The 13,685-nt window shown below is 65.1% G+C and carries 14 protein-coding genes; 4 read left to right on the top strand and 10 right to left on the bottom strand.

Annotated elements, in window-relative coordinates:
• Positions 1-3 precede the first annotated feature (3 nt).
• Positions 4-1,290 (top strand): HlyC/CorC family transporter, encoded by a 1,287-nt coding sequence (locus tag BLS61_RS14685; protein ID WP_090432043.1) that lies wholly within the window; start codon positions 4-6, stop codon positions 1,288-1,290.
• Here BLS61_RS14685 and BLS61_RS14680 read toward each other — a convergent pair.
• The 5 genes from BLS61_RS14680 to BLS61_RS14660 are packed head-to-tail and all read right to left on the bottom strand — an operon-like array spanning position 1,262 to position 4,528.
• The gene (locus BLS61_RS14680) at positions 1,262-1,996 is read right to left on the bottom strand and encodes an SGNH/GDSL hydrolase family protein (RefSeq protein WP_090432041.1); all 735 of its coding nucleotides are present in this window, start codon (positions 1,994-1,996) and stop codon (positions 1,262-1,264) included. The two genes, BLS61_RS14685 and BLS61_RS14680, sit on opposite strands and share 29 nt — an antisense overlap.
• Positions 1,993-3,174, bottom strand: a complete 1,182-nt coding sequence (gene purT, locus BLS61_RS14675) for a formate-dependent phosphoribosylglycinamide formyltransferase (RefSeq protein WP_090432039.1) — start codon at positions 3,172-3,174, stop codon at positions 1,993-1,995. Before purT ends, BLS61_RS14680 begins: the two co-directional genes overlap by 4 nt.
• Before the next feature lie 22 nt (positions 3,175-3,196).
• Positions 3,197-3,394, bottom strand: a complete 198-nt coding sequence (locus BLS61_RS14670) for a DUF1289 domain-containing protein (RefSeq protein WP_090432037.1) — start codon at positions 3,392-3,394, stop codon at positions 3,197-3,199.
• Positions 3,387-3,911 carry a gamma carbonic anhydrase family protein gene (locus BLS61_RS14665; RefSeq protein ID WP_090432034.1) on the bottom strand — a complete coding sequence of 175 codons (525 nt, stop codon included), beginning with the start codon at positions 3,909-3,911 and terminating at the stop codon, positions 3,387-3,389. Before BLS61_RS14665 ends, BLS61_RS14670 begins: the two co-directional genes overlap by 8 nt.
• An 11-nt stretch (positions 3,912-3,922) precedes the next feature.
• The gene (locus BLS61_RS14660; RefSeq protein WP_090432195.1) at positions 3,923-4,528 is read right to left on the bottom strand and encodes a CoA pyrophosphatase; all 606 of its coding nucleotides are present in this window, start codon (positions 4,526-4,528) and stop codon (positions 3,923-3,925) included.
• Between the two features lie 150 nt (positions 4,529-4,678).
• On the opposite strand from BLS61_RS14660, the gene BLS61_RS14655 reads away from it, so the two are divergent.
• Both BLS61_RS14655 and BLS61_RS14650 read left to right on the top strand, forming a co-directional pair.
• Positions 4,679-5,233: an NUDIX hydrolase gene (locus tag BLS61_RS14655; RefSeq protein WP_090432032.1), complete on the top strand. Its 555-nt coding sequence runs from the start codon at positions 4,679-4,681 to the stop codon at positions 5,231-5,233.
• A gap of 18 nt (positions 5,234-5,251) precedes the next feature.
• Positions 5,252-5,755: a L,D-transpeptidase family protein gene (locus tag BLS61_RS14650; RefSeq protein WP_090432030.1), complete on the top strand. Its 504-nt coding sequence runs from the start codon at positions 5,252-5,254 to the stop codon at positions 5,753-5,755.
• Positions 5,756-5,898: 143 nt separating this feature from the next.
• On the opposite strand, the gene BLS61_RS14645 is transcribed toward BLS61_RS14650, so the two are convergent.
• From BLS61_RS14645 to purL, 3 genes are all read right to left on the bottom strand, one after another.
• Positions 5,899-6,216 carry a YqfO family protein gene (locus BLS61_RS14645; protein ID WP_090432029.1) on the bottom strand — a complete coding sequence of 106 codons (318 nt, stop codon included), beginning with the start codon at positions 6,214-6,216 and terminating at the stop codon, positions 5,899-5,901.
• Between the two features lie 155 nt (positions 6,217-6,371).
• Positions 6,372-6,641: a CDGSH iron-sulfur domain-containing protein gene (locus BLS61_RS14640; protein WP_167358736.1), complete on the bottom strand. Its 270-nt coding sequence runs from the start codon at positions 6,639-6,641 to the stop codon at positions 6,372-6,374.
• 454 nt (positions 6,642-7,095) lie between these two features.
• Positions 7,096-10,992: a phosphoribosylformylglycinamidine synthase gene (gene purL / locus BLS61_RS14635; protein ID WP_090432026.1), complete on the bottom strand. Its 3,897-nt coding sequence runs from the start codon at positions 10,990-10,992 to the stop codon at positions 7,096-7,098.
• Positions 10,993-11,157: 165 nt separating this feature from the next.
• Here purL and mltF point away from each other — a divergent pair, with 165 nt between their 5' ends.
• Positions 11,158-12,624, top strand: a complete 1,467-nt coding sequence (gene mltF, locus BLS61_RS14630; protein ID WP_090432024.1) for a membrane-bound lytic murein transglycosylase MltF — start codon at positions 11,158-11,160, stop codon at positions 12,622-12,624.
• Positions 12,625-12,628: 4 nt separating this feature from the next.
• Here the strand turns inward: mltF and BLS61_RS14625 are convergent, their stop codons facing one another.
• Together BLS61_RS14625 and tadA are read right to left on the bottom strand one after the other, a co-directional pair.
• Entirely contained in the window at positions 12,629-13,084 is a 456-nt protein-coding gene (locus BLS61_RS14625) for a hypothetical protein (protein ID WP_090432193.1), read from the bottom strand.
• 33 nt (positions 13,085-13,117) lie between these two features.
• Positions 13,118-13,594: a tRNA adenosine(34) deaminase TadA gene (gene tadA, locus BLS61_RS14620; RefSeq protein WP_090432021.1), complete on the bottom strand. Its 477-nt coding sequence runs from the start codon at positions 13,592-13,594 to the stop codon at positions 13,118-13,120.
• Positions 13,595-13,685 lie beyond the last annotated feature (91 nt).

The raw sequence follows: 13,685 nt of genomic DNA, 5'->3' as shown, positions 1-13,685 counted from the left end.
CTCGTGGACGACCTTCATTCGAGCTACCTGCTCGGCCTGCTGATTTTCCTGATTCTCTGCTCGGCGTTCTTCTCCAGCTCCGAGACCGGCATGCTCAGCCTCAACCGCTACCGGCTCAAGCATCTGGCCAAGGAAGGGCATCGCGGCGCCAAACGCGTGACTCGCCTGCTCGACCGCCCGGATCGCCTGCTCGGCACCATCCTGGTCGGCAACAACGTGGTCAACATTCTTGCCGCCTCCATCGCCACTGTGCTGGCGGTGGACCTGTGGGGCGAAGCCGGCATCGCCATCGCCACCGCCGGCCTGACCATCATCGTGCTGATCTTCGGCGAGATCACCCCCAAGACCCTGGCGGCATTGCGCCCGGAACTGGTGGCCTTCCCCGCCAGTCGCGTATTGAGCCTGCTGCAGCGCCTGCTTTATCCGGTGGTATGGCTCACCGGGGTGATCAGCAACGGCCTGCTGCGCCTGCTGGGTGTCGACCCGGCGCAGCGCGCCAGCGACAGCCTGTCCACCGAGGAGCTGCGCAGCGTGGTGCGCGAGTCCGGCTCGGAGCTGCCGCTGAACCGCCAGAGCATGCTGCTGGGCATCCTCGACCTGGAGCGGGTTACGGTGGACGACATCATGATCCCGCGCAACGAGGTGGCCGGTATCGATCTCGACGACGACCTGGAGGTCATCGTCGGCCAGCTGCGCAGCACGCCGCACACGCGCCTGCCGGTGTTCCGCGGCGACATCAACCAGATCGAAGGCGTGGTGCACATGCGCCAGATCGCCCGCCTGCTGAGTCACAACCAGTTGACCAAGGACGCCTTGCTGGCAGCCTGCAACGAGCCCTACTTCATTCCGGAAAACACGCCGCTGGCGACTCAGCTGATCAATTTCCAGAAGCAGAAGCGGCGCATTGGCATCGTCGTCGACGAATATGGCGACGTGATCGGCATCGTCACCCTGGAAGACATTCTCGAAGAGATAGTCGGCGACTTCAGCAACCAGGACAGCCTGCGCAGCCCCGACATTCATCCGCAGGAAGACGGCACGCTGGTCATCGACGGTGCCGCCTACATTCGCGAGGTGAACAAGACCCTCGGCTGGCACCTGCCCAGTGACGGGCCAAAGACCCTCAATGGCCTGATCACCGAAGCACTGGAAACCATTCCTGACAGCAGCGTCTGCCTGAAGATCGGGCCCTATCGCCTGGAGATCCTCCAGGCCGCGGAAAACCGGGTGAAGAGCGTACGCGTCTGGCAGGTGGCAAAAGTCAGGCCGGACGCCGAAGCGACGGAATGAGGCGCTCGGCCAGGCCCTCGGCCCAGCATCGATAGCCCTGCCCCGAGGGGTGGTAGCCATCCTCGGCCAGATAAGCCGGCTCGAACGGCAGATCCAGCGCGCAATGCAGCACTCCCAGGCGTTGCGCCAGGGCCCGCAGCTCGCGATCCAGCAGGCTGGCGCGCCAGCCCATCAACTGCCTCAACAACCAGGGCAAGGCGCTGAAATGCTGCAACGGCGGCACGGCGCTGAATGCCACCCGGCAACCCTGACCTTCCAGCGCTTCGGACATCGCAGCAAGCGCCTGCAGCCAGCGACTGCTCGGCGTAAGGTGCGTGGTGTCGTTGACGCCGAACACCAGCAGCGCCAGATCGGCAGGCTCGCCCAATCCCAGCGGCAACAGACGCTCCTGCGCCTGAGCTGCGGTGATGCCGTTCTCGCCACAGGCGCGCCAGCACACCGGTCGCTGCAGACGCTCGGCCAGGGCTTCGGCCAGGCAACCAGCCAGGGACTGATCGAAGGTGGTGACGCCAACACCTGCCACGGTGGATTCACCGATCAGCAGCAGACGCAGCGGCTCACCCGGCAAGCCTGCTCCGGCAATGCCGGCCGGCTCGCCCTGGGCAATCGGCAGACGCAGCGCGGTGCGCCGGGTATGCAGCGCCAGCGGCAGCGCCAATGGCAGCAATGGCACGGTCGCCAGCCACCACAGCGCGTGCCGGCTCACAGCTGCACGCGAACCGCTTGTGCGCTGCGCAGCGCCTTGGCCCGCGCCGCCTCGATGGACTGGTCACGCGCCAGCGCCACGCCCATGCGCCGCTGGCCCTTGACCTCGGGCTTGCCGAACAGGCGCAACGCGGTGTCTTCCTCGCTCAGCGCAGCACCGAGGTTGGCGAAGCTGGTCTGCTGCGAATTGCCCTCGACCAGAATCACCGCCGAAGCCGACGGCCCCATCTGGCGGATCACTGGAATCGGCAGGCCGAGAATGGCGCGCGCATGCAGGGCGAATTCGGACAGCTCCTGGGAGATCAGCGTCACCAGGCCGGTATCGTGCGGGCGCGGTGAGACTTCGCTGAACCACACCTGATCGCCCTTGACGAACAATTCGACGCCGAACAGACCCCGCCCGCCCAGCGCCTCGGTCACTGCCAGCGCCACGCGCTCGGACTCGGCCAAGGCCTGCGGGCTCATCGGCTGCGGCTGCCAGGACTCCTGGTAGTCACCGTTCTCCTGCCGATGGCCGATGGGCGCGCAGAAGCTGGTGCCACCTGCGTGACGCACGGTGAGCAGGGTGATTTCGTAATCGAAATCGATGAAGCCCTCGACGATCACCCGCCCCTTGCCGGCGCGACCGCCTTCCTGGGCGTAGTCCCACGCGCGCTGCAGGTCAGCGTCGCTCTTGAGCACGCTCTGGCCCTTGCCGGAAGAGCTCATGATCGGCTTGACCACGCAGGGGTAGCCGACGGATTTCACCGCGGCCACATAATCCTCGAAGGTATCGGAGAAATGGTACGGCGAGGTGGGCAGGCCCAGCGTCTCGGCCGCCAGGCGACGAATGCCCTCGCGGTTCATGGTCAGTTGCGCGGCGCGCGCGGTGGGCACCACGTTGAAGCCTTCGGCCTCCAATTCGACCAGGGTAGCGGTGGCGATGGCCTCGATCTCCGGGACGATGTAGTGCGGTTGCTCCTGCTCGATCACTGCGCGCAGGGCCGCGCCGTCTAGCATGTCGATCACGTGACTGCGGTGCGCCACCTGCATGGCCGGGGCGTTGGCGTAGCGATCCACGCCAATGACTTCGCAGCCCAGGCGCTGCAGCTCGATCACCACTTCCTTGCCGAGCTCGCCACAACCGCACAGCAGTACGCGGGTCGCAGAAGGCGACAGAGGGGTTCCAATACGGGGCATGAGGGGTTCCTCGAACAGTGAATCAGGAAGGCGTCAGTAGCAGCCCCGAGGCGCGGGCGCGCTCCAGGCAAAGCTGCAGCACCTCGCGGCGCTCGGCATTGTCCATGCGGCCCCAGCGGGTGATTTCATCGGCCGTACGCTGACAACCGATGCAGATGTCCTGCTCGTCCAGCGCACAGACATGCACGCAGGGCGAGCGCACGGGCTTGTCGTCATTCATCGTCGACGGCCAGCTCGCGGGCGTAACGCTGGGCGTTGTGGACGTAATGCGCGGCGCTGGCCTCGAGCATCTTCTTCTGCTGCTCGGTCAGCTCGCGTACCACCTTGCCCGGACTGCCCATGACCAGGCTGCCATCGGGAATCACCATGCCCTCGGGGATCAGGCTGTTGGCGCCGATGATGCAGTACTTGCCGATCTTCGCGCCATTGAGGATCACCGCGTTGATGCCGATCAGGCTGTAATCGTCCACCGTGCAGCCATGCATCATCACCTTGTGACCGACGGTGACGCCCTTGCCCAGGGTCAGCGGAAAGCCCATGTCGGTGTGCATGACGCTGCCGTCCTGCACGTTGCTGTTCTCACCGATATGGATCAGCTCATTGTCGCCACGCAGCACGGCGCCGAACCAGACGCTGGCCCCGGCCTCCAGGCGCACCTTGCCGATCAGGTCGGCACTTGGCGCGACCCAGCTGTCGGCGTGCAGTTCGACGCGGGACGATCCCAGACGGTATTTCATGACACGGACTCTCAACGCAGGTGGATGAAGTGTTCGGGCGGCTGGTGCAGGGCGATCTGCGCGTCATCGAAGATCAGGTTGACCAGCTCCACCACCATGATCGCAGTGAGCCCCCAGATGCGGTACTCGCCATAGGTGTAGGACGGCACGTACCAGCTGCGCCCGAGGTAATCGATGCGATGGGTCATCTCGCGCGGGTCACTGCGGAAGAATGCCAACGGCACCGAGAACACCGAGGCGATTTCGCCGTCGTTGGCCTTGTACTCGACATAGTCCGGCACCAGCCCGACATAGGGCGTGACCTGAATGCCGTGCCGTGACACCAGGCTGCTGAGCGGTCCGACCACCTCCACCAACCCCGGCGGCAGGCCGATCTCCTCCTCGGCCTCACGCAAGGCGGTGTGCACCAGATCGCGATCCTCCGGGTCACGCCGACCACCGGGGAAGGCGACCTCGCCACTGTGAGTCGACAGACCGCTGGCACGCAGGGTCAGCACCAGCTCCGGTTCATCGCTGCGGGTAATCGGGACCAGCACCGCCGCCTCGGGGAAGCTGCGCTCGGTCTCCAGAGGGCGCGGGCTGTAACCGCGCACGCGGTGGAGCAACTCGTCCAGCATGGGCATACTCGGCATCTTGTTTTGCCAGGCATCATGGCATGAAAGCAGGCGGCCGCCCAACCCCGGCGACAGCACAAACCGACCACAGTGGCAGGCTTGCCGACTGTCATACGGACCGCCAAGATAGCGCCAGAATCAGGAGGAGCGGGCATGAAATTCTGCAATCAGTGCGGCAACCCCGTCACCCGCATGATCCCGGCAGGCGACAACCGCATGCGCCATGTCTGCGGTCACTGCGCCACCGTGCATTACGAGAACCCGCGCATCGTCGCCGGCTGCCTGCCCGTATGGCGCGACCAGGTGCTATTGTGCCGCCGCGCCATAGAGCCGCGCCGTGGCTACTGGACGTTGCCGGCCGGCTTCATGGAAAACGGCGAAACCATCGAACAGGCGGCCGCCCGTGAAACCCTCGAGGAAGCCTGCGCACGGGTGCGCGACCTCAGCCTCTATACCCTGTTCGACCTGCCGCACATCAGCCAGGTATACATGATGTTTCGTGCCGAGCTGGTCGATCTGGATTTTGCCGTGGGCGAGGAGAGCCTGGAGGTACGGCTGTTCACGGAGAGTGAAATCCCCTGGTCGGAGCTGGCTTTCCCCACCATAGGCCGTACCTTAGAATGCTTCTTCGCCGACCGTCGGCAGAACCTCTTTCCGGTACGCAACGAACCACTCGAAGCGCTGCGTACCCATTACACCCCCCGTTGACCCTTGCGGACGTTCCCGATGCGCTGGTTGTTGCCCCTGCTTTGCCTGACCCTCAGCTTCAGCGCCCTGGCCAGCGCCATACCAGCGACCGGTAGCCACGCGGTGGACAAGGTGCTGGTGCTCAAGTCCGAACGCAAACTGCATCTACAGCGGCGCGGCGAGACCATCAAGTCCTACCGCATCTCCCTGGGCAAGCAACCCAACGGCGCCAAGCAGCGCGAGGGCGACCTGCGCACGCCGGAAGGCTTCTACTGGATCGACTGGCGCAAGCCGAGCGACAAGTACCAGCTGTCGCTGCACATCTCCTACCCCAATGCCCGCGACCTGGCGCGCGCCACGGAAGCCGGCGTACCGCCGGGCGGCATGATCATGATCCACGGCACGCCCCTGGACGAGGAATACCCGGAGTGGTTCTTCCATACCCTGGACTGGACCGAGGGCTGCATCGCCATGAAGAACGACGACATGCGCGAGGTGTGGAGCCTGGTAAAGGACGGGACGCTGATCGAAATCAGGCCCTGAACCAACATCGAGACAGGTGCCGACGCACCCAACCTGCAGGAGCGGCGCCCCGACGCGAGCTCGTGCCGCAGGGGAGGCGAAAAGCTTCGCCCCGAGGCGGGGCTCCTACGAAGGACCGCGTTGAAGGCCTTATCTGAAGCGATTCAGAACTGCAGATCGGACAGGCGCCAGACATCGAAAGCCGGCGTTTCATAAGGGTGGCTCTTCTTCAGGGCCTTGACGGCATCGTGGATCAACTCGTCGGCGACGACCATCTCCACCTTCCATTCGGCAACCTGCTCGACGCTGCCGACCTGCCCGATAAACGGCTGACTACCTTCCAGAGCGCGGAACTGCCCCTGGCCAAGCACCTGCCAGCAGCAGCTGTCGTAGCGACCGATGCGCCCGCCGCCAGCTGCGAACACCGCCTTTTTCACCGGCTCCAGATGGGCTTCCGGCACGTAGAAACACAGTTTGTACATCAAGTTCTCCGCAAATGGGCAACCGAACAACAGACAAGCTATGGCCGCAACATGATGTCACTTTGCCATGGAGTTGTCTTGAGATCGCCCGCACAAATCCGCACGTGACATTCATCATCTCGCTGCTTTCGACTCGGGCGATAGACGTGACGTTCTCAGCGGCCGAAGAAAAAGCGTCGCCACTTGTCGGCCAGGCCGGGGGCCGGCGGGCTGTGGCTACCGTCGCAGTAGGGCAGCTTCGCGGAACGGCTGCAGCGACACAGCAGCAGACGCTGCTCGCGCTCGGGGCGCAGCTCCAGAGGTTGCTGGCAGTCGGGTGTGCAGTTCGGCATCTCGGGCGAATGCCCGCAACAACACAGGCGATGAGTCTCACCGGGTTTGACCAGGCGGACTTCGGGGAGGATATGTAGAGGATCGTCGGCCATGGCCGGGCCTATGTAGCCCGGATGAAATCCGGGTTAGTGGTGTGAGGGAAACTGCCCCGGATTGCATCCGGGCTACGGACTATCCCACGATCGGCCCCCTCTCCCATTTATTGGGGGCACGCCTGGTGGAGAGGGCTGGGGAGAGGGTTTGGTGTTGGCTATAACGCCATCTCCAGCCCGACGCTAATACTCACAAGCTCAACCTGGATCGGAGCGCGGCCGTATTTGCCCTCTCCCGCCCTTCGGGCACCCCGCTCCGCGCCCCGGCCTGATCGCTTCGCGAACAGGCGCTCATCGACGCAGGAAGCAGTGCTTCCAAAGCGCGCCTCTTCGCCCCATAAATGGGAGAGGGACAGCAGAAGGCAGCTACGCGGCCGCTTTCCCTCTCCCGCCCTTCGGGCACCCTCTCCCATAAATGGGAGAGGGTCATCAGAAGGCCGCTACGCGGCCGCTTTTAATCCACCCAGACGCGGGCGTTGCGGAACATGCGCATCCAGCCGCCGTCTTCCTGCCACTCATCCGGGCGCCAGGAGTTCTGCACGGCGCGGAACACGCGCTCCGGGTGCGGCATCATGATGGTCACGCGGCCGTCGCGGCTGGTCAGGCCGGTGATGCCGCGCGGTGAACCGTTGGGGTTGGCCGGGTAGGCTTCGGTGACCTTGCCATGGTTGTCGACGTAACGCAGGGCCACGGTGCCGGACAGATCGGCCTCCAGCAGCGCCTCCTCGCTTTCGAACTCGGCATGGCCTTCGCCGTGGGCGATGGCGATCGGCAGGCGCGAACCGGCCATGCCCTGCAGGAAGATCGATGCCGATTCCTGGATCTGCACCATGGCCACGCGCGCCTCGAACTGCTCGGAGCGGTTGCGCACGAAGTGCGGCCAGAACTCGGTGCCCGGAATCAGCTCGTGCAGGTTGCTCATCATCTGGCAGCCGTTGCACACGCCGAGGGCGAAGCTGTCCTTGCGCTCGAAGAAGCCGGCGAAGGCGTCGCGGGCACGGGCGTTGAACAGGATCGACTTGGCCCAGCCCTCACCGGCGCCGAGCACGTCGCCGTAGGAGAAGCCGCCGCAAGCCACCAGGCCCTTGAACTGTTCCAGGCTGACGCGGCCGGCGAGGATATCGCTCATATGCACGTCGATGGCAGCGAAACCGGCGCGGTCGAACGCGGCAGCCATTTCCACCTGACCGTTGACGCCCTGCTCGCGGAGGATCGCCACCTGCGGACGCACGCCCTTCTTGATGTAGGGGGCGGCGATGTCCTGGTTGACGTCGAAGCCGAGCTTGACCGACAGACCGGGGTTGTCCTCCTCCAGCAGCAGGTCGAATTCCTGGTCGGCGCCCTGGGCGTTGTCGCGCAGACGCTGGATGCGGTAGCTGGTTTCGGCCCACTGGCGCTGCAGCAGGCGGCGCTCGCCGGCGAACACCGGCTCGCCGTTGAAACTGATGCTGACCTCGCCGTTGTTCACGGCCTGGCCGATCACCGCCACGCAGTCGTCGAGACCGGCGGCGCTGAACTGCGCCAGCACTTCCGGGGTGGCGTCCTGGCGCACCTGGATCACCGCGCCCAGCTCCTCGTTGAACAGCACGGCCGGCAGCTCGGAGGCGTCATCGGCCAGCGCGTCGAGGTTCAGCGCCAGGCCGCAGTGGCCGGCGAAGGCCATTTCCAGCACGGTGGTCAGCAGGCCGCCATCGGAACGGTCGTGGTAGGCCAGCAGGTGGCCATCGGCATTGAGGCCCTGGATCACGGCGAAGAAGGCCTTGAGGTCTTCGGCGTCGTCGAGGTCCGGCACCTGCTGGCCGATCTGCGCGTAGACCTGCGCCAGGATCGAGGCGCCCATGCGGTTCTGGCCGCGGCCGAGGTCGATCAGGATCAGATCGGTCTCGCCCTTGTCCATGCGCAGTTGCGGGGTCAGGGTCTTGCGGATGTCCTGCACCGGGGCGAAGCCGGAGATCACCAGCGACAGCGGCGCGGTGACGCTCTTGTCGACACCCTCTTCCTGCCAGCGGGTCTTCATGGACATGGAGTCCTTGCCCACCGGGATGGTGATGCCAAGCTGCGGGCACAGCTCCATGCCGACGGCCTTGACGGTGTCGTACAGGCGGGCGTCTTCGCCCGGGTGGCCGGCAGCGGCCATCCAGTTGGCCGACAGCTTGATGTCGGACAGCTTGCCGATACGCGCCGCGGCCAGGTTGGTGATGGTCTCACCGACGGCCATACGGCCCGACGCAGGCGCATCGAGCAGTGCCAGCGGCGTGCGCTCGCCCATGGCCATGGCTTCGCCGGTATAGACGTCGAAGCTGGTGGCGGTGACGGCGCAGTCGGCCACCGGCACCTGCCAGGGGCCGACCATCTGGTCGCGGGCCACCAGGCCGGTGATGGTGCGATCGCCGATGGTGATCAAAAAGCTCTTGCTGGCCACGGCCGGGTGACGCAGCACACGGCCCAGCGCTTCTTCGATGTCGACGCTGGCGGCGTTGAAGTCATCGCCCTGCTCCGCCTCGCGAGCCACGCTGCGGTGCATGCGCGGCGGCTTGCCCAGCAGCACGTTGAGCGGCATGTCCACCGGGGTGTTGCCGAAGTGGCTGTCGGTGACGGTCAGGTGCGGCTCGGCAGTGGCCTCGCCGACCACGGCGAAGGGGCAACGCTCGCGTTCGCAGATGGCCTGGAAGCGCTCGAAGTCGGCCGCATCGACCGACAGCACGTAGCGCTCCTGCGACTCGTTGCACCAGATCTCGTGCGGGGCCATGCCCGGCTCGTCGTTGGGCACCTTGCGCAGCTCAAAGCGACCGCCACGACCGCCGTCGTTGATCAGCTCCGGCAGGGCGTTGGAGATACCGCCGGCGCCGACGTCATGGATGAACTTGATCGGGTTGGCTTCGCCCAGCTGCCAGCAGCGGTCGATGACCTCCTGGCAGCGACGCTCCATTTCCGGGTTCTCGCGCTGCACCGAGGCGAAATCCAGATCGGCCGAGCTGGCGCCGGTGGCCATCGACGAAGCGGCGCCGCCGCCCAGGCCGATAAGCATGGCCGGGCCGCCGAGCACGATCAGCTTGGCGCCGACCGAAATCTCGCCCTTCTGCACGTGGTTCTCGCGGATGTTACCGAGGCCGCCGGCGAGCATGATCGGCTTGTGGTAGCCGCGCACTTCTTCGCCACGCGGGCTGCTGACAGCCTGCTCGAAGGTACGGAAGTAGCCGTTGAGCGCGGGGCGACCGAATTCGTTGTTGAACGCGGCGCCGCCCAGCGGGCCTTCGATCATGATGTCCAGGGCGCTGACGATGCGCTCCGGCTTGCCGTAGGGCTTTTCCCAGGGCTGGAGGAAGTCGGGGATGCGCAGGTTGGAAACCGAGAACCCGGTCAGACCGGCCTTGGGCTTGGCACCACGACCGGTGGCGCCTTCGTCGCGAATCTCGCCGCCGGAGCCGGTGGAGGCGCCCGGGAACGGTGCGATGGCGGTCGGGTGGTTGTGCGTCTCCACCTTCATCAGAATGTGCACCGGCTCCTGCACCGCGCCGTACTGGCGGGTTTCCGGGTTGGGGAAGAAGCGCCCGGCGGTGAAGCCTTCGATGACCGAGGCGTTGTCCTTGTAGGCGGACAGCACGCCTTCGCTGTGCATCTGGTAGGTGTTCTTGATCATGCCGAACAGCGACTTGTCCTGGCTTTCGCCATCGATGTCCCAGCTGGCATTGAAGATCTTGTGGCGGCAGTGCTCGGAGTTGGCCTGGGCGAACATCATCAGTTCGATATCGTGCGGGTTGCGCCCCAGGTCATTGAAGCTCTTCACCAGGTAGTCGATTTCGTCCTCGGCCAGGGCCAGGCCCAGGTCCTGGTTGGCCTGCTCCAGCGCGGCGCGGCCGCCGCCGAGTACGTCCACGGCGGTCAGCGGCTTGGGCTGGGCATGGCTGAACAGCGCCGCGGCATCCTCGAGGGCGCCCAGCACCAGCTGGGTCATGCGGTCATGCAGCAGGGCGGCGACCGCGGCGCTGTCGGCCTCGTTCAGCTCGCCGCTGACGTAATAGGCAATACCGCGCTCCAGGCGCTGAACCTTGGCCAGGCCGCAGTTGCGGGCGATGTCGCTGGCCTTGCTCGACCAGGGCGAAATGGTGCCGAAACGCGGGATGGTCAGGAACAGTTTGCCGCTGGGTTCCTGCACCGGCACGCTCGGGCCGTACTTGAGCAGCCGCGCCAGCACTTGTTCCTCATCGGCGTTGAGCACGCCGGTGACGTCGGCGAAGTGCGCGAACTCGGCGTACAGCCCGGTCACGGCCGGCACCTTGCTGGTCAGTTGCTCAAGCAATTTGCCATGGCGGAAAGCGGAAAGGGCGGGAGCGCCGCGCAGGATCAACATCGTCGGAACAGCCTCTGGGAAGGGGTGTGCTGGAGGCCGGGCATTCTACCCTAAAGTGGCGGCCTGCGGCAGCTGTAGCCAGGCGCTTAAAGGACGAACGCACTAGCAGAGAAGCGAAGCGCTGTCGAGATATGGCGCTGCCTGCGCTTTGCGTATACTGCGCCGATGTTTGCACGACCTGCGATACGCATGCGTTGCGCCACAGGGCTGTTGGCGATTGGAACCCTCCTGATGCTCGCTGGCTGTGGCGAAGAACCCAAGCCCAGCGTACTCGAGCAGGTAAAGGCGGAGGGTGAGCTGCGCGTGGTCACTCGCAACAGCCCCGCCACCTACTTCCAAGACCGCAACGGCGCCACCGGTTTCGAGTACGAACTGGCCAAGCGCTTCGCCACCGACCTCGGCCTGGAGCTGAAGATCGAAACCGCAGACAACCTCGACAGCCTGTTTGCCAGCCTGGGCCGCGCCGATGGGCCGGTCATGGCTGCCGCCGGTCTGGTCGACACACCACGACGCCAGCGCCAGGCGCGCTTCTCGATCCCCTATCTGGAAGTCACGCCACAGATCATCTATCGCCAGGGCGAGACGCGCCCGACCAAGCCTGAAGACCTGGTCGGCAAGCGCATCCTGGTGCTCGCCGGCAGCAGCCACGCCGAACAGCTGGAAGCCCTGAAACTGGAGCTGCCGGAGCTGGAGTTCGAAGTCTCCGACGCCGTCGAAGTGGTCGACCTGCTGCGCATGGTCGATGAAGGGCAGATCGACCTGACCCTGGTGGACTCCAACGAACTGGCGATGAACCAGGTGTACTTCCCCAACGTGCGGGTCGCCTTCGACCTGGGTGACACCAACACCATGCGCTGGGCGGTGGCTGCCGGCGAGGATGACAGCCTGCTGCTGGAGATCGACGCCTTCCTCGAACGCTCCGAGGCCAACGGCACCCTGCAGCGTCTCAAGGAACGCTACTACGGCCATGTCGACGTGCTCGGCTACGTCGGTGCCTACACCTTCGCCCAGCATCTGCAGCAGCGTCTGCCGCGTTACGAAAAGATGTTCCGTCAGGCCGGCCACACCCATCAGGTGGACTGGCGCCTGCTGGCCGCCATGGGCTATCAGGAATCGCTGTGGCAACCCAATGCCACCTCCAAGACCGGCGTGCGCGGCCTGATGATGCTGACCCAGCGCACCGCCCAGTCGGTCGGTGTGTCCAACCGCCTGGACCCCAAGCAGAGCATCGAGGGCGGCGCACGTTATTTCATCCAGATTCACCAGCAACTGCCGGAGGGCATCGCCGAGCCGGATCGCACCTGGTTCGCCCTGGCCGCCTACAACGTCGGCGGCGGTCATCTGGAAGATGCGCGCAAGCTGACCGAAGCAGAAGGCCTGGACCCGAACAAATGGGCCGACGTACAGAAGATCCTGCCGCGCCTGGCGCAGAAGCAGTGGTACAGCAAGACCCGTTACGGCTATGCCCGCGGCGGCGAGCCGGTGCACTTCGTGCGCAACATCCGCCGCTACTACGACATTCTCACCTGGGTGACCCAACCGCAGCTGGAAGGCACGCAAGTGGCCGAGAGCGGTATTCATCTGCCCGGCATCGACAAGCGCAAACCCGAAGAAGAAACCCCGCCGCTCTGAGCAGTCAGAGCAAATTCTGATTCCCCACCGCGCAGCGGCTGATGGCCTGGCGCGCCGGCGGCAGCCCTTTCAAGCGCGTGGCGCACTGCGCCTGACTCGCTACCCGCTCCACCTGCAGATTGGACTGCGCATCGATACTGATCAGATAGGGATGGTTGTAACGCGCGCGGTCGTTCCAGCTGCTGAAACGCTGAGTGGTGAATACGCAGCGGTAGTCCAGATGGCCGGTAAAGCCCTGAAAGCGATCACGCATGAAGATGTGATGATAGCGCTGCCAGTCGCGATCACGCTGACCGACACGTACGGCCTCCTGGCACTCCTCCAGCGTGGTGATCTGAGGCTCGTGGAGAAAGATGCTCTGCGCCAGATTCGAGCCGCCCAACTGCACGCTGGCAACCAGGTACACCTCAGGCTGCGCTGCAACAAGCGGCGAGCCCAACAGCATGAGCAGGCCCAGCATCCCCTTGTTCATGATCGCTCCTTGTCAGGACGCTCAGCCACGCCGAGCCTTGAAGAAATCTTTTAGCAGCGCCCCGCTCTCCTCGGCCAGCAACCCGCCCTCCACCAGCACGCGGTGATTGAGAAAGCCCTGGTCGAAGAACTGCCCCTGGCTGATCGCCACGCCTGCGCGCGGCTCACTGGCGGCGAATACCACCCGAGCGATACGGGCATGCACGATCAGGCCGGCGCACATGCTGCAGGGTTCCAGGGTGACGTACAGCGTGCTGCCGGGCAGCCGATAGTTCTGTACGCCTTGCGCCGCCGCGCGGATCGCCACCATTTCGGCATGAGCGCTTGGGTCGTGACGCAGAATCGGACAATTGAAGCCCTCGCCCACCACTTCACCGTCCTGCACCAGCACGGCACCGACCGGCACCTCACCCTGCTCAGCGCCCAGGCGCGCCTGCGCCAGCGCCAGGCGCATGAAGTGCTCGTCACGCGAGCGGTCGATGATCTGCGGTCTTTTCATGATTCAGGCTTCAGGCTTCAGGCTTCAGGCTTCAGGCTTCAGGCTTCAGGCTTCAGGCTTCAGGCTTCAGGCTTCAGGCTTCAGGCTTCAG

This window comes from Ectopseudomonas guguanensis (genome assembly GCF_900104265.1).
Classification (GTDB): Bacteria; Pseudomonadota; Gammaproteobacteria; order Pseudomonadales; family Pseudomonadaceae; genus Aquipseudomonas; species Aquipseudomonas guguanensis.
This window is presented reverse-complemented; position numbering and strand designations above follow the sequence as displayed.

What these genes read in the sequence shown, in the direction of transcription:
- purT (WP_090432039.1), bottom strand. Translation starts at nt 3,174, where the DNA reads ATGCCCCGTATTGGAACCCCTCTGTCGCCTTCTGCGACCCGCGTACTG.
- BLS61_RS14670 (WP_090432037.1), bottom strand. Translation starts at nt 3,394, where the DNA reads ATGAATGACGACAAGCCCGTGCGCTCGCCCTGCGTGCATGTCTGTGCG.
- BLS61_RS14665 (WP_090432034.1), bottom strand. Translation starts at nt 3,911, where the DNA reads ATGAAATACCGTCTGGGATCGTCCCGCGTCGAACTGCACGCCGACAGC.
- BLS61_RS14660 (WP_090432195.1), bottom strand. Translation starts at nt 4,528, where the DNA reads ATGCTGGACGAGTTGCTCCACCGCGTGCGCGGTTACAGCCCGCGCCCT.
- BLS61_RS14655 (WP_090432032.1), top strand. Translation starts at nt 4,679, where the DNA reads ATGAAATTCTGCAATCAGTGCGGCAACCCCGTCACCCGCATGATCCCG.
- BLS61_RS14650 (WP_090432030.1), top strand. Translation starts at nt 5,252, where the DNA reads ATGCGCTGGTTGTTGCCCCTGCTTTGCCTGACCCTCAGCTTCAGCGCC.
- BLS61_RS14645 (WP_090432029.1), bottom strand. Translation starts at nt 6,216, where the DNA reads ATGTACAAACTGTGTTTCTACGTGCCGGAAGCCCATCTGGAGCCGGTG.
- BLS61_RS14640 (WP_167358736.1), bottom strand. Translation starts at nt 6,641, where the DNA reads ATGGCCGACGATCCTCTACATATCCTCCCCGAAGTCCGCCTGGTCAAA.
- purL (WP_090432026.1), bottom strand. Translation starts at nt 10,992, where the DNA reads ATGTTGATCCTGCGCGGCGCTCCCGCCCTTTCCGCTTTCCGCCATGGC.
- mltF (WP_090432024.1), top strand. Translation starts at nt 11,158, where the DNA reads ATGTTTGCACGACCTGCGATACGCATGCGTTGCGCCACAGGGCTGTTG.
- BLS61_RS14625 (WP_090432193.1), bottom strand. Translation starts at nt 13,084, where the DNA reads ATGCTGGGCCTGCTCATGCTGTTGGGCTCGCCGCTTGTTGCAGCGCAG.
- tadA (WP_090432021.1), bottom strand. Translation starts at nt 13,594, where the DNA reads ATGAAAAGACCGCAGATCATCGACCGCTCGCGTGACGAGCACTTCATG.